Source organism: Paraburkholderia caffeinilytica, assembly GCF_051027425.1.
GTDB classification, from domain to species: domain Bacteria; phylum Pseudomonadota; class Gammaproteobacteria; order Burkholderiales; family Burkholderiaceae; genus Paraburkholderia; species Paraburkholderia caffeinilytica_A.
The window spans coordinates 12473-31457 of record NZ_CP186553.1 but is presented as its reverse complement, the minus strand read 5'-3'; the positions used below and the strand labels follow the sequence as shown (position 1 = coordinate 31457).

Here is an 18985-nt window from a genome sequence, read left to right as displayed (position 1 = left end):
TGGAAAGATCGAGTCATGGTCGATGTAAAAAAAGCGGCGCCTGAGCGCCGCTTTTTTTGTCCGATGAATCTCTGGACCTGCGCGTCCTAACGCTCCTGCACCGGCGCCTGCACGCGCGCCTTCCATTGCCCGCCCTTACCGCGCCAGTAACGCACCGCCGACGCAAACGTCGCGCCCACATAGAACAGCGCCACCAGCGGCAGAAACGGCGCCCACAGCGGCGAACGGCGGTAGTAGCCAAGCATCGGCGCATACGCGCAGCACATGAGCGCCCACGCCAGCCATGCGGGCCAGCCCAACGGACCGAGCACCAGCGCGGCTACCGGCGGCATCAGGTAAATGATCGTCATACCCAGCAGCGTGCCCGCCAGCAGCAGCGGCGAGTAGCGCAACTGCGTAAAAGCCGTGCGCGCGATCATGTTCCAGATCTCACGCCAGCTATCGTAAGGACGCAGTGACACGCTGCGCGCCGCCACATCCAGACGAATCGCATGACGCCCTGTGCCGCGATGCTTGATGCGCGCAGCGAGGCTGCAATCGTCGATCAGCTCGGCGCGAATCGACTCGATACCGCCGGCCTCTTCGAGCGCGCTGCGCCGGACCAGCATGCAGCCGCCCGCCGCCGCTGCCGTGCGGTTGCGCGGGTTATTGACCCACGAGAACGGATACAGCTTGGCGAAGAAGAACACGAAGGCCGGAATCAGCGCCTTCTCCCAGAACGAATCGCAGCGCAGACGGACCATCAGCGAAACGAGATCGCGCTTTTCCGCATCCGCACGCGCGACGAGTTGTGTGACGGCGTCCGCGGGATGGCCGATGTCGGCGTCGGTCAGCAACAGAAACTCCGCGGGCAGGCCGAGCGTGCGCACTGCCTCGATACCTTGCGACTGCGCCCACACCTTGCCCGACCAGCCCGGCGGCAGCGGCTTCGCGCTCAGCACCGTCAGGCGATCCGGGCATTGCAGTTGCAATGCGGCCGCGCGGGCGGCGTCGGCGGTGCCGTCGGTGCTGTGGTCGTCGACGACGATCACGTGGAATTCGCCCGGATAGTCCTGCTCGAGCAAGCTGGTGACCGCTTCGGCGATCACGTCGACTTCATTGCGCGCCGGCACCACGGCGGCGACCGCCGGCCAGCTTTCGCGCGGTTCGGGCGCGAGCGGTGCGGCCGGACGCGCCCGCCAGAAACCGCCGCGCGCAAACAGCAACACGCACCAGATCAGCAGGGAAAGACACGAAAGAAGAAACAGAACCACCGCCATTAAGCATTACCCTCGAGTGAACCCGCTTGCACGCCGACGCGCCGCGACAGGCGCATCACCACAGTGCGTACCGCGACAACGCACCAGTCAAAAGTGTTGAGCACCGGCCGCTCGCGAAATACGTCATAACCGGCCGTTTCGATCCGCTCGAGGATGCGCAGGCCGGCGTGAATGGCGCCGCACAACCCGATCCCCAAACGCCCGGGGATCCGCAACGCGAGCGGCAGTTTATACTGTGCAACCACGCTGGCAAGCTTGCCGAACGGGAGCGGATGCACCGGCGCCGCTGCGTTACCGCGCCGAGGCCGGCGCGGAAGTCGGCGAGCTATGAAACCATTCTGTAATGCGGCCGCAAACGCGCGCCGCGGGACCACGTAGTTTAAGGGTTCCGCCAAACCGGTGCAGCGCGTAATCCTTACCACCTGCGCATTACAGCATGCGCCATGAATGCGGCGTTCGGCGGCGGACCCGCGGCGCGGCGGCGTCCCAACACCTGGGCAGGCGCGCCAGAGCAAAGCCGGCCTGATAGCGTTAGAATGCGCGTTTGGTTTTGCTGTACCGGCCTGGTCGCCGGGGCTCAAGACGTCAACTAAATAGATGGTCGCGGCGATAAAGTCATAGTTACCGGCTTCTTCGAAACCCGCGTCAGTCGGAGTTCGCCAATTTATGCGAGTCATCCTTGCTCAACCCCGCGGCTTTTGTGCGGGTGTTGTTCGTGCGATCGAGATCGTCGACCGCGCGTTGCAGCAGCACGGCGCGCCCGTGTATGTTCGCCACGAGATTGTTCACAATCGCCACGTGGTGGACAATCTGCGCCAGAAAGGCGCGCGCTTCGTCGAAGAACTCGACGAGGTGCCGCAAGGCGCCGTGGCGATTTTCAGCGCGCATGGTGTCGCTCAGACTGTCGAGCGTGACGCGGAGCAGCGCGGCCTGGACGTGCTCGACGCGACCTGCCCGCTCGTGACCAAAGTTCACGTGCAAGGGCGCCAATATGTGGCGGCGGGTCGTACCCTGATCCTGATCGGCCATGCGGGCCATCCGGAAGTGGAAGGCACAATCGGCCAGATTCCCGGCGCGGTGCTGCTGGTGCAGAGCGAGGCCGAGGTCGCCCATCTGGACCTGCCGCTCGATACGCCGCTCGCGTATGTCACGCAGACCACGCTGTCGGTGGACGACACACGTGGCATTATCGACGCCTTGCTGCGCCGTTTTACCGACATCGTCGGTCCTGACACGCGTGACATCTGCTACGCCACGCAAAACCGTCAGGCGGCGGTGCGCGAACTGAGCAAAGAGGTCGACGTGTTGCTGGTGGTAGGTGCAACCAACAGTTCCAACTCGAACCGGCTGCGCGAGATCGGCAGCGAAAGCGGCGTGAAGAGTTATCTCGTCGCCGACGGTTCGGAAGTGAAGCCGGAGTGGTTTGCGAATGTGCAGACTGTCGGCATCACGGCCGGTGCTTCGGCACCGGAAGAGATGGTGAAGAACGTAATCGATGCGCTGCGCGCATTGGGGCCCGTCGATGTCACGACGATGGCGGGCCGTGAAGAGAAAGTCGAATTCAAGTTGCCATCGAAACTGATGCAACCACTCGCTGCACGCGAAGTTTAAGGAGGACGTCTTGTCTATTCCGCTGCTACAGAAAGTCCGGGTCGGCGCATACATCATGCGTCAGCACCTTTCGCGCAACAAACGCTACCCGCTCGCGTTGATGCTGGAGCCGCTGTTCCGCTGCAATCTCGCCTGCAATGGCTGCGGCAAGATCGATTATCCGGATCCCATCCTGAATCAGCGTCTGTCGCTCGAAGAATGCCTTGGCGCAGTCGACGAATGCGGCGCACCGGTTGTTTCGATTGCAGGCGGCGAGCCGCTGCTGCACAAGGAAATGCCGCAGATCGTGAAGGGCATCATCGCGCGCAAGAAGTTCGTGTACCTGTGCACGAATGCGCTGCTGATGGAAAAGAAAATGGACGACTACGAGCCGAATCCGTATTTCGTCTGGTCGGTTCACCTGGACGGCGACGAGCAGGCGCACGATCACTCGGTGTCGCAGGAAGGCGTGTACGTCAAGGCCGTCGCCGCGATCAAGGAAGCGAAGCGCCGTGGTTTCCGCGTGAACATCAACTGCACGCTGTTCAACGACGCCGTGCCGGAACGCGTTGCCGCATTCTTCGACACGCTCGGCCCGATGGGTGTGGACGGCATCACCGTCTCGCCGGGTTATGCGTATGAGCGCGCGCCGGATCAGCAGCACTTCCTGAACCGCGACAAGACCAAGCATCTGTTCCGCGAAATTTTCAAGCGCGGCAACAATGGCAAAAACTGGTCGTTCAGCCAGTCCGCGATGTTCCTGGACTTCCTCGCCGGCAATCAGACCTACGAATGCACGCCGTGGGGCAACCCGGCGCGTACCGTGTTCGGCTGGCAGAAGCCGTGCTACCTGGTCGGCGAAGGCTACGTGAAGACCTTCAAGGAACTGATGGAAACCACGGAGTGGGAGAAATACGGTACGGGTAACTATGAGAAGTGCGCGGATTGCATGGTGCACTGCGGCTTCGAAGCGACCGCCGTGATGGATACGGTGGCGCACCCGTTGAAGGCGTTGAAGGTCAGCCTGCGCGGCCCGAAGACTTCCGGCGCCTTCACCAAGGATATTGCTTTGGACAAGCAGCGTCCCGCCGAGTACGTGTTCTCGCGTCACGTCGAGATCAAGCTCGAAGAGATCGGACGTGCGGGTAAGGGCAAGAAGGTGCAGACGGCGGCTTCCGCTTCCGCACACTAAGCTGTCAATCATCGGGGCGGTTTTGCCCGCCCCATGATGCGCATGTTTTGTATAAAAAAGCGCGGTGGCAATCAGGCCACCGCGCTTTTTCTTTTTGCTTTCTCTTCTGCGTTATTTCAGCCCGCGCTTCGTGCGTTATGCGCGGTCAGGAACTTGATCAGCCCATCGACGCCGCCTTTGGACAGCTGATCGGCAAACTGCGTCTGATAGACCTGAATCAGCCAGGCCCCCATCATGTTGATGTCGTAAATCTTCCAGCCGGATGCGCCTTTAGTCAGGCGGTAATCGATCGCATCGTCCCCGCCGTTGCTGATCACGTGTGACTGCACAACGATGTCCTTGGCGCCGGCCGGTACGCTGACCGGCAGGAACTTGAACTTCACGTCCTGATCGCGCAGCTGCGACAGCGAAGAGGCGTAGGTACGCACCAGCAGCAGCGTAAATTGCTCATATAACTGCTTCTGCTGCTCCGGAGTCGCCGTACTCCATGCCTTCCCTACCGCGATCCGCGTGGTCCGTTGAAAATCGGTAGCCGGCACAAAGCGCGTCTGAACCAGTTCGGTAATCTTCGCCATATCGCCGCCGCGCGCCTGCGGATCGGCCTTCATCGCGGTAACCGTGCCTTCGACGGCACTCTTCACCAGCGCATCAGGTGCGCTTTGTGCATATGCCGCAGTGGTCACCACGGCCGCAGCCAGAAAAGCAGACAGATAACGTTTCATACGCTCGCCAAAACCCCAAGAAGTAAGCGCCGGCGGGCTCATGAGCTCGCGGCGAAAGCTGGATAGACCAGTATACCGATATTGCGTTCCCGCCCCCGGCCGCGCCGCCCGGGAAGCGTCCTTGCTGCTGAAGTGGAGCCGAGTCGCTCCGGCTCTGTATACTTGTGCACTTTCGTCAAAAACACCGTCCGTGATAAGGCCACCCCCGCCTACATGCTGAAGTCATCTATTGTTCGTCTCGTCGCCTATTCGGTGCGCCATCCGTTACGGATCATCGCCCTGTCGCTTGTGCTCGCCGTTTTGAGCGGTTTCTACGTTGTCAATCACTTCAAGATCAACACCGATATCAGCAAGCTCATCGAGACCGACAAGCAATGGTCGTCGCTCGAAAATGCCATGGACAAGGCCTTCCCGGATCGCGGTCAAACCGTGCTGGTGGTGGTCGAAGCCCGTGCCCCCGAGTTTGCCGACGCCGCTGCCAATGCCCTGACGGCCGCGCTCAAAGCCGATCCGAAGGAGTTCGTCGCGGTTTCGCAGCCCGCCGGCGGCCCGTTCTTCGAACACAACGGCCTGCTGTTCCCGTCAACCGATGAGGTGATGTCGACCACCTCGCAGCTCGTCCAGTCGCGCCCGCTCGTCAATGCCCTCGCGCACGATCCGAGCCTGACCGGCCTCGCCGGCACGCTCACCACGAGCCTGTTGCTGCCGCTGCAACTGGGTCAGGTGAAGCTGGCCGACATGAGCCATCTGCTGTCGCAAAGCGCCGCCACGCTCGATCGCGTGCTGGCCGGTCAGCCGGCGGCGTTCTCGTGGCGTGCGCTGGTCGACAAGAGCGCCGCTGCGGAACCGGCGCGTGCCTTCGTCACGGTGCAGCCGGTCGTGAACTACGACGCGCTGGAGCCGGGCGCGACGGCCTCGAAAGCGATCCGCGACACCGCCGCCTCGCTGCACCTCGATACGCGTTATGGCGCCACGGTCCGCCTGACCGGCGAACAGCCTCTCGCGGACGAAGAATTCGCGTCGGTCCAGGACGGCGCCGTGCTCAACGGCATCGGCACCTTCATCGTCGTGCTGATCATTCTGTGGCTGGCGCTGCGTTCGGGCCGCATGATCGTCGCGGTGTTCATCACGCTGTTCGTCGGGCTCGCGATCACCGCGGCGCTCGGCCTGCTGCTGGTGGGTGCGCTCAACATGATTTCGGTCGCCTTCATGGTGCTGTTCGTCGGGCTCGGGGTCGATTTCGGCGTGCAGTTCGGCGTCAAATATCGTGAGGAACGCAATCGCGACGACCGTCTTTCCGCCGCCCTCATGCACACCGCGCACAGCATCGGCGTGCCGCTGACGCTCGCTGCCGTAGCGGTCGCGCTGAGCTTCTTCTCGTTCCTGCCCACGGCTTACCTCGGCGTGTCGGAATTGGGCGAGATCGCCGGCGTCGGCATGTTCGTCGCGTACTTCACCAACATGACGCTGCTGCCGGCACTCCTGAAAGTCTTCAACCCGCCGGTCGAAGCCGTGTCGCCCGGCTTCAAACAACTCGCGCCCGTCGACGATTACCTCGATCGGAACCGTAAGCCGGTGCTGATCGGCACGCTCATCGTCGTGATCGGCGCCACGCCGTTACTCACGCATTTGCGTTTCGACTTCAATCCGCTGCATCTGAAGGACCCGCACACGGAATCGATGGCGACGCTGCTGTCGCTGAAGGATTCGCCGGAAGCAGCGGTCAACAACGTGAATGTGCTGGCGCCCACGCTTGCCGATGCGGACCAGAAGGCCGCGCGTCTGCGCACGCTGCCGGAAGTGGGCCGCGTCACGACACTGGATAGCTTCGTTCCGGCCGAGCAGCAGCAAAAGCTGATGCTGGTAGCCAGCGCCGCGCAGCAACTGTTGCCCGCGCTGCAGCAACAGCCCGCGCCTCAAGCCACGGACGCGATACGCGTCGCCGCTTTGAAGCGCGCGTCGAATCAGCTCTCGCTCGCTGCTGACGACCATCCGGGTCCGGGCGCCGCCGAAGCCAAACATCTGTCCGCCACGCTGCAAAAGCTGGCTGCCGCCGACACCGCCACGCGCGACCGCGCCGAAACCGCGATGTCCGAGCCGCTGCGCATCGCGCTGAAGCAACTCGCGGATCTGCTGCAGCCCACCGAGATTACGCGCGACAACCTGCCCAAGGAGATCTCCGCGAGCTGGGTCTCGAAGGACGGCCACGCACTCGTCGACATCGCGCCGAAGATCAAACCCGGCGCCGATCCGAACGACGACGCGACGCTCGCCGGCTTTGTGCACGCGGTGAAGAAAGCCGAACCGGACGCGATCGGCGGCCCGATTTCGATCCTGCATTCCGCGGACACGATCATCAAGGCGTTCCTGCAGGCCGCCGGCTATGCGTTGTTATCGATTGCAATCTTGCTGTGGATCGCGCTGCGGCGATTCAGCGATATGCTACGCACGCTGGTTCCGCTGCTGGTGTCGGCGCTGGTGACGTTGGAATTGTGCGTGGTGTTCGGCATGCCGCTGAACTTCGCGAACATCATTGCGTTGCCGCTGATGCTGGGCGTCGGCGTAGCATTCAAGATTTACTTCGTGATGGCATGGCGCCACGGCCAGACCAGCCTTTTGCAGTCGAGCCTCACGCACGCCGTGCTGTTCAGCGCGGCGACCACGGCGACGGCGTTCGGCAGCCTCTGGCTCTCGCACCATCCGGGGACGTCGAGTATGGGACGTTTGCTGGCACTCTCGTTGTTTTGCACGCTGATCGGCGCGGTGGTGTTCCAACCCGTGCTGATGGGCAAGCCGCGCCAACGTCGCGCGAAGCACAAAGGAATTTAAGTATGAAGCTGCAAACCACCGTGCTGGCGCTGGTCGCCACCGGTCTGATCTCCGGCTGCGCGACCGGCCCCGACCGCAAACCGGGCGACCCGTTCGAGCCGGCGAACCGCGTGATTTTCAATTTCAACGATGGTGTGGACCGCTTCGTTGCCGCCCCGGTTGCCAAGGGTTACCAGAAGGTGACACCGCAGCCCTTGCGTACAGCGGTGAGCAACTTCTTCTCGAATCTGGGCGATCTGACCAACGCCGCCAACAACCTGCTGCAGTTGAAGATCACCGACGCGACCGAAGACTTCGTGCGTTTCGCGTTCAACTCGACCTTTGGACTCGGCGGCTTGCTCGACTGGGCAACGCCGGCCGGTTTGCCGAAGCACCATCAGGATTTCGGATTGACGCTGGGCCACTGGGGCATCCCGTCGGGCCCGTACCTGGTCCTGCCGCTGTTTGGTCCGAGCACGGTGCGTGACAGCATGGGTCTGGTGGTGGACGTGAAGTTCAACCCGCTGAACTACATCGAGCCGGCGGTACGCAATCCGCTATACGTGTTGCAGTTCGTGAGTGTGCGCTCCGACCTGCTGGGTGCGACCGACCTGCTGCAACAGGCCGCGCTGGACAAATATTCGTTCGTTCGCGACGCTTATACGCAGCAGCGTAAAGCGCGCCTGCGCGGCACCAACGACAACGCCGCACCGCTCCCGAACTACGACGACCAGGGCGGCGACTCCGGCGCCGCACCCGCCAACGGCGCATCAGGCGCGGCGGCAGGCTTGCCGAATTCCGCGGACCCGGGCGACACGGCGGAAGCCCCGAACGCGGCATCAGGAAGCGCCACAGCCGCCCCGGCAGGCGTACCGAACTACACGGATCCCGGCGAGACGCCAAACACCCCAGCGGCGACGCCTGCCGCAGCATCGGCACCGCAAACTGCACCTACGGACAAGAAATCCCAGGAAGCAGTCCCGGCGCCCCAATAAGGAACGGGCACCCGGCGCGCGCAACGCGCGCCGGAAGAATGACTGCCTTGTCACCGAGGCTGAATGCGCGAGAACACAGATTCCAGATGCACCACTACCGCGACTGTGCGGGGGACCCGCTTAAGAGCTGGCGGTGTGAGCCGCTTTCTTTGCTTATCTTTCTTTGCGGCGGCAAAGAAAGTAAGTGCCGCCCCGCACAGGGGCGAACGCTAATAGACCAATAAGAAAAGAAAAAACCACCACCACAGACAAACGAACAACAGCCCCCAAACAGACAAACAAAATCAGGAAAAAAACCAAACCCTTCAACCAACCCCCAACCGAAAAACCCCCGCCTCGCCCATAGCATGCCGCGCCTGCACCAGCGAAGTCCGCGCCGCCCGCGCATCGACCGCAACCTGAATCAGCGCCCCCAACTGCGACGGCTGCCGCAACAGCTCCCGCAAAATCGGCCCCAGCGCCGTGGTGCCATCGTCCTGCAAACCAGCGGTAGCAGCAGACGGCAACGTCCGCCAAGCCGGATCGACAATCGCGCGGCACACCGCAAACGGCAAACCATGCGCGGCGGCTGTCGCACCGGCAATATGCGACTCCATATCAACCGCCAAAGCGCCTGTCGAGCGATGCAATGCACGCTTGTCGTCGGCGGTCACTAAAGGCGCGGTCACAGCCGCCATCAAACCGCGACGGAGCCGCGCCACCAGCGGCCCAGTCGCAAGGGCAGCAGCGAGCCTGTCAGCCCACGGCCGATCGGTCTCGAGCCGCCCAAACGGCCCCTCGACGGCTTCCGCGACGATCAGCGTGCCCGGCTCCAGATCAGGCGCCAAACCGCCCGCCGTCCCAAAACTGACGATCCCCGAACAGCCGCGCGAAACCGCCGCACTCAACGCCCGCTCCAGCAAATCGGCGCGCGCCGCGTAGACCACCTCGACGCCCTTGCCGCGCGCGATGCGCGCTTCGAACGCCATACCCGTCACCACGATCACCGGCAAAGTACTGCGGCCAGCGTCGGTTGACAGCGTTGTCGAAAACGTCATCCGTTACATCCCGACCGCAACGCGCGTCAGCCCGTTGCGTTTCAAATGACGGAAGCGCGCCAGCGCCCACAACGGGAAGAACTTGCGATAGCCGTGGTAACGCAGATAGAACACGCGCGGGAAACCGGTCGCCGTGAAGCGCGTTTCGTCCCACAGGCCGTGCTCGCGCTGCTCACGCTGCAAATACGCGACGCCGCGCGCCACCGCCTCGTGATTCACTTCGCCCGCCGCCATCAGGCCCATCAGCGCCCATGCGGTTTGCGACGCCGTACTCGGCGCGCGCTCGTAGCCGCGATAGTCGAGTTTGTAGCTTTCGCCGCCTTCGCCCCAGCCGCCGTCCTCGTTCTGGATCGACAGGAGCCACTGTGCGGCGCGCTTCATGCGCGGGTCGTCGTGCGGCAAGCCTGCGGCATTCAACGAACACAGCGCGGTCCACGTGCCGTAGATGTAGTTCAGGCCCCAGCGGCCATACCAGCTACCGTCCGATTCCTGTTCCTTCAGCATGTAGTCGAACGCACGCTGCGCCGGCTCGCTGCCCGGCGGAAACTCGCCGAGTTGCGCAAGCATCGACAGGCAGCGGCCCGACACATCCGCGGTCGGCGGATCGAGCAAGGCGCCATGGTCGGAGAACGGAATGTTATTCAGGTAGTACTGCGTGTTTTCCGGTTCGAACGCGCCCCAGCCGCCATCGCTGCTTTGCATGCCGACCACCCATTCGCGCGCCCGCGCAATGGCTTCGCGATCGACATCCGATTGCGTCAGCGCCGCCGAGCGTTGCATCGCCATCGCGACCACCGCCGTATCGTCGACGTCGGGGTAGTGCGCGTTGTTGTACTGGAACGCCCAGCCGCCAGGCCGCACGTTCGGACGGCGCGAGATCCAGTCGCCGCGCACGTCGAGAATCTGCAGCGGACGCAGCCAGGCAAGCCCGCGTTCGGCCGCCTGTTCGGCATGCGCTTCGCCGGTTTCGAGCAGCGCATGCGCCACGAGCGAGGTGTCCCACACCGGCGACAGGCACGGCTGGCAATATGCTTCGTCATCCTTGATGACGAGCAGCTTTTCGATCGATTGACGAGCGATTGCGCGGTTCGGATGATCGGCCGGATAACCGAGCACGTCGTACATCATCACCGAGTTGGCCATCGCCGGGAAAATCGCGCCGAGGCCATCTTCGCCATTCAGCCGTTCGTCGACGAACTTCACCGCTTCACGCACCGAACGCTCGCGCGTCGCCTGCGGGAACAGGCCGTCGATGGTACGCAGCACGACGTCCACGCCGCGGAAGAAACGGAACCAGCCGAGATGCTGATGCGGCGCCCGATCGCGCATGCCGGTATTGACCGGCGCGCCGCGGAACAACTCGTCGATCCGCACACGGCGCGGATTGCGCGCCACCGGCCGCTTTGCGTTCAGCACCAGCAACGGCACGATCACAGTACGCGCCCAGTACGACACCTTCGACAGATGAAACGGGAACCACTGCGGCAACAGCATGATTTCCACGGGCATCATCGGCACGGCGCGCCAGGACACCACGCCGAACAGCGCGAGCAGAATCCGCGTGAACACGTTCACCGTTTCCGCGCCGCCGTTCGCGAGGATCGCTTCGCGCGCGCGGGCCATGTGCTCGGCTTCCGGCGAGTCGCCGATCATCTTCAGTGCGAAATACGCCTTCACGCTGGCGCTGATGTCGAGCGCGCCGTCGGTGAAGAGCGGCCAGCCGCCGTCCGCCAGCTGGATGCGGCGCAGATAGCGGCCGATCTTCTGCTCCAGTTCCACGTTCGGCGTTTCGCCGAGATAGTGGACCAGCAACACGTATTCGGCGGGAATCGTCGCGTCGGCTTCGAGTTCGTAGACCCAGTGACCGTCCGGCTTCTGCACGGCGAGGATCGCGTCGGTGGCGCGCGTGATCGCGGCGTCGAGCGACGGGTCGGAAGCCTGCGTTGCAGCGACGGGCGCAGCGTTCGCCGCTGTCGGCGCCGCATCGGCGAATTCAGGCAGGACGGCGTCCAGCGGCTGGGCTTGAGATAAGTCGTTCATCGGCGTTCCATCGGTTGATTCAGCAGCGTGTCCGCGGCCTTCTGGCCGGAGCGGATCGCGCCTTCAATCGTCGCGGGCAGGCCGGTGGCCGTCCAGTCGCCCGCGAGCATCAAATTGTTCCAGCGAGTGCGCGTGCCGGGGCGCAGCGTTTCCTGATCCGGCAACGCGGCGAACGTCGCGCGCTTTTCCATCACGACCTGCCAGGCCGGCATCGGCTCGGCCGGCAGATTGGCAATCTGCGCCACTTCGGCCCAGACGGTTTTCGCGAGCGCTTCATGCGGTGTGTCGAGCAGGCGCTCAGCGGCGTTGATCGTAACGGACACGCGACCCTCGAAGGCGAGCAGCCAATCGGCTGTCGCATTGAGCAGTCCCGTGACCGGCGCCATACCGAACGGCGGCTCGACTGCGAAATGCACGTTGACGGTCGCCGCGAAGCGACTCGGCGAGCGCATGCCGGGCACGAACGTCTGTGCGACGTCCGGCGGCACCGCGAGCACCACGGCCTGGTTGGCTTCGAGCGCGATGCGTTCGTCCGCGAAATTCAGCGCCGTCACACGACCCGGGCCGGTGTCGGCAAACTCCATGTCCTTCAGGCGCGAGCCGAGCCGGATTGCCGCGCCACCATGTTGCAGCAGACGCAGCGCCGGGTCGACAAAAGCACTGCCCAGGCCGTTGCGCGCCACCAGCGGCCGGCACGCCAGCCCTCCGGCAACGAGCGTTTCCCGGACCATCGCGCTCGTCAACTCCGCCGACGCTTCACGCGGCTCGACGTTGAGCATGGCGAGAAACAGCGGCCGCAGCAGCCGGTCCCACAGCGGACCATTGCAGCGCATGGTCTGCGCCACACTACGTCCGGGCTTGGCGAACAGCAGCGGCACCAGCGCCAGATAGTCGCTCGGGCCAGTATTCGGCACGCGGACGTTCGGGTCGAAGATCCACCACGGCAGACGCCCCGGCGACATGCGCACCGTCCAGCGCGCCCGCGTCGCCAGATCCACGAACGGATACTCGGGCTGCGCCGGGCCGGCCAGTTCGTCGGCGGCGCCGATCGCGCGCAAATAGTTGAGCGTGGCGAAATTGCCGGACAGCACCAAGTGATTGCCGCTGTCGATCGTCGCGCCCAGCTTGGGGTCGTAGTACGAACGGCAACGGCCGCCCGCCTGGGGCGCCGCCTCATGCAGCACGACTTGCGCACCGCGGCGCTGCAATTGCACTGCGGCGGCCAGGCCGGCGAGGCCGGCGCCGATCACATGGATGAGCTTGGGCATCAGCTCAAAAGAGCGCGTAACGCGCGACGATCCACAGCAGGCGCAGTTTCGGCTTGCTGACCTTCGTACGCGGAATGTCGAAACCGCGGTCGAGCGTGCGGTCGAGCAGCACGCGATAAACGCCCGACATGATGCGCGGCGCACGCACGTGGTTGCGCGGCTCGCGGTCCATGATCGCGTCGGAGGCGGCGAAATGCTGCCTGGCACGCTCGACGAGCGTGGCGCAGACGCGCGGCAGCGACGGGTCGTCAGCGATCTGCATCGGGTTCGTCACGGCGATGCCTTCGCGCGCCAGCAATTCGTGCGGCAGGTAGCAGCGGTTGATACCGGCATCTTCGTCGATATCGCGCAGGATGTTGGTCAATTGCAGCGCGCGGCCCAGATGGTGCGCGAGCAAACGGCCCGGCTCTTCCTGCATCCCGAATATCCTCACCGATAGACGGCCCGCCGCACTGGCGACACGGTCGCAGTACAGGTCGAGGGTGGCTTCGTCGGGTGCGCAGATGTCCTCGGCGGCGTCCATCGCCATACCGTCGATCATCGCGTGAAAATCTTCGCGTTGCAGATGAAACGTATGAATGTGCCGCGTCAGCGCGCGCAAGGAAGCGCGCGGTGCGCCGGCGTAGCACGCGTCGATGTCGGCGCGCCAGCGCTCGAGCGCGGCGTCGCGTTCGGTGCGCGGCAGGTCGCTGTCGGCGATATCGTCGACAGCGCGGCAGAACGCGTAGACCTGATACATCGCGTCGCGCTGCGCGGCCGGCAGGATACGCATCGCGAGATAAAACGAGCTGCCGGACGTGGCGGCAGCGGCGTCGATTTCTGTATCGTCCACGACAAGATTGGAAACAGCCAAGACGATCTCCGCTGGAGGCGCCCGCTGAAAGGCGTTCAAGAAGTTTTAATGCTTATCCGCAGGACAAGCGGCCCGCGCGCGCGGACACGCGCGAAACACCCGGCAGGGATGCCGGAAACGGCGAAAAGTATAACAACCTTTGTGAGATGTCGCAGTCCGGGGGCGAATAAGGGGCCGGAAGAAGGGCCTTGGCGCTTCGCGAGAAGGGCTCAGGCAAACGCGACCGAGCGGTTGCGCCCCTGCCGCTTCGCGCTATACAGCGCCGCGTCGGCTTCGTTGATGAGCACGTCGTACGCCGGCACACCCACGCGCGCCGCCGCACCGCCGACGCTGGCGGTCACCGGCACGCTCGTGCCCTGCACGTCGACCGGCGTGTCGGCGATCGTGTGACGAATCTTTTCCGCGACGCGCATGGCGTCTTCGAGCGGCGTGCACGGCAACAGCAAGGCAAACTCCTCGCCGCCGAAGCGCCCGAAGGTGTCCTGTGCCCGCACCACCTCGGCGACCCGCTGCGCCATCACGCGCAACACCGTATCGCCGACGCCATGACCGAACTGGTCGTTGATTTTCTTGAAGTGATCGAGATCGAACAGCAGCACGGACATCTCGCCGCCGTAGCGCTGCCAGCGCGTGTATTCGTCGCGCAGGCGCGCTTCGAAGTAACGCCGGTTGGCAATCCCCGTCAGACCGTCGCGGTCCGCGTATTCCTGCAGCTTGGCGACCGCTTCTTCACGTTCGCGCTGCACGATGCTGACATGCGTGACGTCGGAGATGGTCACGCATACGGCCACCACTTCGCGATCGCGCATCAGCGGCATGAACGTGCAGTCCTGCTGCATGAAATCGACGCCGCCGGTAATCGGCCGGTCGTGATCGAACTTGAAGAGGTACGGGCGCTGCTCCCACGAACTGAACGCGAAACTGCCGAGCTGAAACACGCTTTCGATCTTGCGCGACAGCCACACGCGCGGCAATTCCGGAAAATGCGCGAAAAGCGATTTGCCGACCACCTGCTCCGCCGACAAGCCGCTGTGGTCCTGCATGAAGCGGTTCCACATGAGCACGCGCATGTCCCGATCAAGCACGAAGATACCGAAACCGACACGCTCGACAACCAGATCGCTCAACGACTCCACAGGCACATTCATAGACTGGACAACAGCTCGTCGAGCGCCTCGTTCATATGCCGGATCGATTCTTCGGCCATCAGCATCACAAGGTGCGCGCGGAAGCTCTGGTCTTCGAGCGCGAAATTGACTTCGACCAGCAGCGCGACTTCCCATTGCAGCACGCCGGGCTGGAACACTTCGTCGAGCGTCATCGCCTCGCCGAGCAGACCCGGCGCGGAGAAGACCGGCGTGCGGCCGAGCTGGTCGAGAATGCACGAGACACACGCGCCCGTCAGCACGTTCGCGACGTCGAACACGAGTTCCTGCTGGCTTACCGCCTCGTAGCTCGAGCGCGAATACGGATCGCTGACGAGCGAACACAACTGGTCGATGCTGTCGCTGCGGCAAATCACCAGCGCTTCGCCCTTGATGTCGGAACGAAAACCCTGGCGTACCGCGCTCACCGTGTCCTCGATCCCGGTCATCTCGCGCAGCGCCTCAGCCGCCTCGCTCACCGCCACCACCTTCACGCGCGGCACCGACAATTCGATGAACGCATCGAGCAGGCGCGCGAGACGCGTCGCGGCCTGGCCCATCGCCAGATTGGCGACCTCTTGCAGCGCGTCGCGCCGGTCTTCGGTGAGGACTGGCTCAGACATACAACCCGTACTCCTTGAGGATGGGTAGTACCGCCTCGGGCGTCACGGGCTTGGCGATGAATGCGGCCGCGCCGAGCGCGCGCACGCGCGACTGGGCCATCGGCTGAACATCGGCGGAGACGACGATAACGAAGGTGTTCAGGTCCTCATGCTGCAAAGCTTCCAGCACCTGATAGCCGGTCATGTCCGGCATCGTCAGGTCGAGGAACATCACCGACGCTTTGCCTTCGCGATACAGGCCGAGCGCTTCGCGCCCGTTCGTGGCGTAGGACACGTCGACATCCCAGTCCGGCGGCAATGCCTTGGTGAGCACCTTGCGGGCAAGCAACGAATCGTCGGCGATCACAATAGGCAAAGGCATGGGCGGGTGGGTAAGCGAAAGTAGCTCTTGCGCGTTAACGGCGGGTAGAGTGGGTTTCTTTAGCGCGCGGTCTTTCGACCGGCAGTAAAGCGGACTGAAGCTTGCGAGAATGCAGCTTGCAAACGAGCGGGGAAAACGCGCGGCGAGGCGCTTTTGACTGAACCCGTGGGCGCGCATGGATGCGTGCAAGCACGGTGGACGACGGCTATGACCGGCATGTTCGAAGCCTACCCCGTAGATGAATCCGCGCAGACGGATCGGGCTGGTTCCCTTGCCGCGCGCCTGTTTCCGCGAGCGCCCTCGGTCACGCGTTGTGCGCGTTGTCTGGCGGCCCTCACGGCAGATGCATCCGAACATGGCGGACACATTATTTATGGTGGCATCGATTTTCGAAGCAAAACGGCGGAAAGGCAACTCGCCAATTTGGCATTGGTTAAAGAGATTTTCCCATTAAATGCTATTTTTAAAAATGTTTTTGTAGATTCAGAGAGCTTTCTTTTGCATTTATACTTTTGTGTACGTTTGCGCTTCTCGATTTGTCACTGATTCAAATGGTCGACAAATCAGGGGCCGACCATTTGTCACAGTAACAACTACTACTGCCGCTGCATGTCTATGCTTTCTGTATGAAGCTGACTTCCGTCCCGAACGACTTTAGCGTTACCAACCATGACACCAGACCGGTTCGACCCGCCCGAAGCGAGCCGTCCTCCCGCTAGCCGCCAGGACGAGGCGCGCTTCCCGGCCGTGCCGGAACAGAATTTCCACGTCCGGCGCATCACGCTGATCGCGCTGCTGGTTGCGGCCATCGTGCTGCCTTGCGTGTACGTCGCGGCGATGGCGTTCAGCGATCTGCGCACGCGCATGGCCGACGCGACCGACGTGACGCTGCGCACCGTGCGCGTGGCGGAAGAACACGCGCTGAAAGTGTTCGATATGAACGAGACGCTCGACTCGCGCATCGTCGATCTGACACAGGGCCTGGACGACAACGGCGTTCGCGCTCAGGAAGGCGAGATTCACGAGAAGCTGCGCACCATGGGCGGCGGCTACCCACAGGTGGCGGCCGTTTCGATTTTCGGCCGTGAGGGCGCCCTGCTCGCCACCAGCCGTTTTTATCCCGCGCCGGTGTTGTCGATTGCCGATCGCGAGGATTTCATCGGCATTCGCGATGGCAAAGGTCTCGAGCATGTCTCGAAGGTGATGACGGGACATGTCGTGGGCGAGCAGGTGTTCAACACCGGCGTGGAGCGGCTCGCCGACGACGGCTCGTTTGCCGGGGTCGTTTCCGTGGCACTGCGGCCCAGCTATTTCGATGCGTTCTACCGGGAATTGCTCGGCGGCAGCGATAGCACGCCGGTGGCCATGAGCCTGCTGCGCACTGACGGCGCGGTCCTCGCGCACTATCCGCGCCGCCCGCGCGAGCCGATGGCCATGGCGCCGGCTTCGCCACTAGCCGAAGCGCTCGCGCAAGGCCGGCGAGCCGGCGTCGTACGGATGCATTCCGACCTCGACGACGACAATGTGATCCTCGCATTCCGCCGCGTCGGCGCCTATCCGGTGTACGTGTCGTGCGGCTACCGCACCTCGGCGATCTGGGCCGCGTGGTACCGGCACCTGAGCGTGCTGATCCTGTCGATGTTCACGCCGTCCATCGTGTTGTGGTGCGTGATCTGGCTGTCGCTGCGGCGCCTTGGCGCCGAAGAGGAAGCGTGGGAGCGCTGGCAGGCCGAAGCTTCGATGCGCCGCTCAATCGAATCCGCGTATCGCCAGTCGCGCAAGATGGAGGCGCTCGGCAATCTGGTGGGCAGCGTGGCACACGATTTCAACAATCTGCTCATGATCGTGTCGGCCAACGTGCAGATCGCGCGGCGGCGCGGCACACCGGGGTTGGACCGCGAGTTGTCGGCGATGGAGCGGGCGCTCAAGGGCGGCCAGTCGCTGACGCGGCAATTGCTCGGCGTCGCACGCAAGCAGCCGTTGCGCAACGAGACACTGGCGCTCGAACGCTGGCTGCCGGCGTGCCGCGAATTGCTGCGTGCCTCGCTCGGCGCGAAGATCTCGCTGGTGATGGATATCGGCGTCGATATCTGGCCGATGCGGGTCGACGTCGCCGAACTCGAACTGGCGCTGATCAACATCGCGGTGAACGCGCGCGACGCCATGCCCAACGGCGGGCGTTTCACCGTGCGGGCCGCCAATATCAATTTCCGCCACGAAGACGGCTTCCCGTTGACCGGCGACTTTGTGCAACTCTCGCTCGAAGACACCGGCGGCGGCATGCCGCCTGAAGTGCTCGCACGCGCCTTCGAACCGCTCTTCACCACGAAGCCGAAAGGCATGGGCACGGGTCTCGGGCTGCCGCAGGTTTTCGCCTTCTGCGAGCGCTCCGGCGGCCTTGCCGCGATCGACAGCGCAATCGGCGCGGGCACCTCCGTGCGCCTCTATCTGCCCCGAGCCACGGCCGCGCCCGAAACCGAGTCGCCGGCTGAGCCAGGCGTCGAGGAAAGCGGCGTGCCACACGGTCTGCGCATCCTGCTGGTCGAGGACAACGACGAAGTCGCCGCGGGCACCGAGGCCCTGTTGCAGATGATGGGCCACCAGGTCACGTGTGTATTCAATGCCGATACCGCGCTGTGCCTGTTCGACGACGCTCACGCGAGGCAGGCGCGCACCGGCGAGCCGCTGCCGTTCGATCTGGTGCTGTCGGACATCCACATGCCCGGCACGATGAACGGCATCGACCTCGCTGAAGCCGTGCAGGCCTTCGACACCCGGCTGCCGGTCATTCTGGTCACCGGCTACGCGGAAGAACTCGACCGTGCGCGGCATGTGGATGTGCGCGTATTGTCCAAGCCTTTCGATATCGCGTTGCTGGAAAAACTCCTGCAAACGATCCAGCGCGAACTGGCGCAGACGGGCGCCGATCCGGCCGCGGCCACCCACCCGGCCGGCTGAAGCCTGCTGCTCCGGCGTCGCCGTCAATTACCGGCGATTGTAAAAAGGCGCGGCCTCGCATGCCGTTTCTCCATGGCCGAATCGCCGCAAGCTGGCCACCGCAGGCGTACGCGCGCAGGATGCCGCCCCGGCAT

The 18985-nt window shown here is 63.8% G+C and carries 16 protein-coding genes; 6 read left to right on the top strand and 10 right to left on the bottom strand.

From position 1 onward, the window contains the following. Positions 1-86: 86 nt before the first annotated feature. Positions 87-1259, bottom strand: coding sequence for a glycosyltransferase (locus ACOSV0_RS20585; protein WP_434113083.1), 1173 nt, complete (start codon positions 1257-1259; stop codon positions 87-89). Next, positions 1259-1537 carry a hypothetical protein gene (locus ACOSV0_RS20580; RefSeq protein WP_434113082.1) on the bottom strand — a complete coding sequence of 93 codons (279 nt, stop codon included), beginning with the start codon at positions 1535-1537 and terminating at the stop codon, positions 1259-1261. Before ACOSV0_RS20580 ends, ACOSV0_RS20585 begins: the two co-directional genes overlap by 1 nt. Positions 1538-1925: 388 nt before the next feature. Between ACOSV0_RS20580 and ispH the strand changes: the two genes are divergently transcribed. Together ispH and hpnH are read left to right on the top strand one after the other, a co-directional pair. Next, positions 1926-2870: a 4-hydroxy-3-methylbut-2-enyl diphosphate reductase gene (gene ispH, locus ACOSV0_RS20575; RefSeq protein WP_434113080.1), complete on the top strand. Its 945-nt coding sequence runs from the start codon at positions 1926-1928 to the stop codon at positions 2868-2870. Positions 2871-2880: 10 nt separating this feature from the next. Beyond that, the gene (hpnH, locus tag ACOSV0_RS20570; RefSeq protein ID WP_434113078.1) at positions 2881-4041 is read left to right on the top strand and encodes an adenosyl-hopene transferase HpnH; all 1161 of its coding nucleotides are present in this window, start codon (positions 2881-2883) and stop codon (positions 4039-4041) included. A 116-nt stretch (positions 4042-4157) separates the two neighbouring features. Here hpnH and ACOSV0_RS20565 read toward each other — a convergent pair whose 3' ends face one another. Continuing rightward, a complete protein-coding gene (locus ACOSV0_RS20565; RefSeq protein ID WP_434113076.1) occupies positions 4158-4763 on the bottom strand; it encodes an MlaC/ttg2D family ABC transporter substrate-binding protein in 606 nt (201 codons plus the stop codon). Positions 4764-4976: 213 nt separating this feature from the next. Between ACOSV0_RS20565 and ACOSV0_RS20560 the strand changes: the two genes are divergently transcribed. Both ACOSV0_RS20560 and ACOSV0_RS20555 read left to right on the top strand, forming a co-directional pair. Further along, positions 4977-7592 carry an MMPL family transporter gene (locus ACOSV0_RS20560; RefSeq protein WP_434113075.1) on the top strand — a complete coding sequence of 872 codons (2616 nt, stop codon included), beginning with the start codon at positions 4977-4979 and terminating at the stop codon, positions 7590-7592. Positions 7593-7594: 2 nt separating this feature from the next. Continuing rightward, positions 7595-8566, top strand: a complete 972-nt coding sequence (locus ACOSV0_RS20555) for an MlaA family lipoprotein (RefSeq protein ID WP_434113073.1) — start codon at positions 7595-7597, stop codon at positions 8564-8566. Positions 8567-8871: 305 nt separating this feature from the next. On the opposite strand, the gene ACOSV0_RS20550 is transcribed toward ACOSV0_RS20555, so the two are convergent. The 7 genes from ACOSV0_RS20550 to ACOSV0_RS20520 form a co-directional block, all read right to left on the bottom strand. Continuing rightward, positions 8872-9603 (bottom strand): phosphorylase, encoded by a 732-nt coding sequence (locus tag ACOSV0_RS20550; RefSeq protein ID WP_434113071.1) that lies wholly within the window; start codon positions 9601-9603, stop codon positions 8872-8874. 3 nt (positions 9604-9606) lie between these two features. Further along, the gene (shc, locus tag ACOSV0_RS20545; protein ID WP_434113069.1) at positions 9607-11643 is read right to left on the bottom strand and encodes a squalene--hopene cyclase; all 2037 of its coding nucleotides are present in this window, start codon (positions 11641-11643) and stop codon (positions 9607-9609) included. Beyond that, complete coding sequence (gene hpnE / locus ACOSV0_RS20540; RefSeq protein WP_434113067.1) at positions 11640-12911, bottom strand: hydroxysqualene dehydroxylase HpnE; 1272 nt, start codon at positions 12909-12911, stop codon at positions 11640-11642. Before hpnE ends, shc begins: the two co-directional genes overlap by 4 nt. Positions 12912-12915: 4 nt before the next feature. After that, positions 12916-13764, bottom strand: coding sequence for a presqualene diphosphate synthase HpnD (hpnD, locus tag ACOSV0_RS20535; RefSeq protein ID WP_434113065.1), 849 nt, complete (start codon positions 13762-13764; stop codon positions 12916-12918). A 209-nt stretch (positions 13765-13973) separates the two neighbouring features. Beyond that, complete coding sequence (locus tag ACOSV0_RS20530) at positions 13974-14912, bottom strand: sensor domain-containing diguanylate cyclase (RefSeq protein WP_434113063.1); 939 nt, start codon at positions 14910-14912, stop codon at positions 13974-13976. Then, a complete protein-coding gene (locus tag ACOSV0_RS20525) occupies positions 14909-15532 on the bottom strand; it encodes a chemotaxis protein CheC (protein ID WP_434113061.1) in 624 nt (207 codons plus the stop codon). Before ACOSV0_RS20525 ends, ACOSV0_RS20530 begins: the two co-directional genes overlap by 4 nt. Beyond that, complete coding sequence (locus tag ACOSV0_RS20520; RefSeq protein WP_028195969.1) at positions 15525-15893, bottom strand: response regulator; 369 nt, start codon at positions 15891-15893, stop codon at positions 15525-15527. The genes ACOSV0_RS20525 and ACOSV0_RS20520 overlap by 8 nt, the downstream gene beginning before the upstream one ends. Before the next feature lie 207 nt (positions 15894-16100). Between ACOSV0_RS20520 and ACOSV0_RS20515 the strand changes: the two genes are divergently transcribed. Together ACOSV0_RS20515 and ACOSV0_RS20510 are read left to right on the top strand one after the other, a co-directional pair. Continuing rightward, on the top strand, positions 16101-16439 hold the full coding sequence (locus tag ACOSV0_RS20515; protein WP_434113058.1) for a hypothetical protein: 339 nt from the start codon (positions 16101-16103) through the stop codon (positions 16437-16439). Positions 16440-16562: 123 nt separating this feature from the next. After that, positions 16563-18851: an ATP-binding protein gene (locus tag ACOSV0_RS20510; protein ID WP_434113056.1), complete on the top strand. Its 2289-nt coding sequence runs from the start codon at positions 16563-16565 to the stop codon at positions 18849-18851. Positions 18852-18985 lie beyond the last annotated feature (134 nt).

Bases quoted from the DNA above. Each gene is read 5' to 3' on its own strand.
- ACOSV0_RS20585 (WP_434113083.1), bottom strand. From the start codon at position 1,259: ATGGCGGTGGTTCTGTTTCTTCTTTCGTGTCTTTCCCTGCTGATCTGG.
- ispH (WP_434113080.1), top strand. From the start codon at position 1,926: ATGCGAGTCATCCTTGCTCAACCCCGCGGCTTTTGTGCGGGTGTTGTT.
- ACOSV0_RS20565 (WP_434113076.1), bottom strand. From the start codon at position 4,763: ATGAAACGTTATCTGTCTGCTTTTCTGGCTGCGGCCGTGGTGACCACT.
- ACOSV0_RS20560 (WP_434113075.1), top strand. From the start codon at position 4,977: ATGCTGAAGTCATCTATTGTTCGTCTCGTCGCCTATTCGGTGCGCCAT.
- ACOSV0_RS20555 (WP_434113073.1), top strand. From the start codon at position 7,595: ATGAAGCTGCAAACCACCGTGCTGGCGCTGGTCGCCACCGGTCTGATC.
- ACOSV0_RS20550 (WP_434113071.1), bottom strand. From the start codon at position 9,603: ATGACGTTTTCGACAACGCTGTCAACCGACGCTGGCCGCAGTACTTTG.
- shc (WP_434113069.1), bottom strand. From the start codon at position 11,643: ATGAACGACTTATCTCAAGCCCAGCCGCTGGACGCCGTCCTGCCTGAA.
- hpnE (WP_434113067.1), bottom strand. From the start codon at position 12,911: ATGCCCAAGCTCATCCATGTGATCGGCGCCGGCCTCGCCGGCCTGGCC.
- ACOSV0_RS20530 (WP_434113063.1), bottom strand. From the start codon at position 14,912: ATGAATGTGCCTGTGGAGTCGTTGAGCGATCTGGTTGTCGAGCGTGTC.
- ACOSV0_RS20525 (WP_434113061.1), bottom strand. From the start codon at position 15,532: ATGTCTGAGCCAGTCCTCACCGAAGACCGGCGCGACGCGCTGCAAGAG.
- ACOSV0_RS20520 (WP_028195969.1), bottom strand. From the start codon at position 15,893: ATGCCTTTGCCTATTGTGATCGCCGACGATTCGTTGCTTGCCCGCAAG.
- ACOSV0_RS20515 (WP_434113058.1), top strand. From the start codon at position 16,101: ATGACCGGCATGTTCGAAGCCTACCCCGTAGATGAATCCGCGCAGACG.
- ACOSV0_RS20510 (WP_434113056.1), top strand. From the start codon at position 16,563: ATGACACCAGACCGGTTCGACCCGCCCGAAGCGAGCCGTCCTCCCGCT.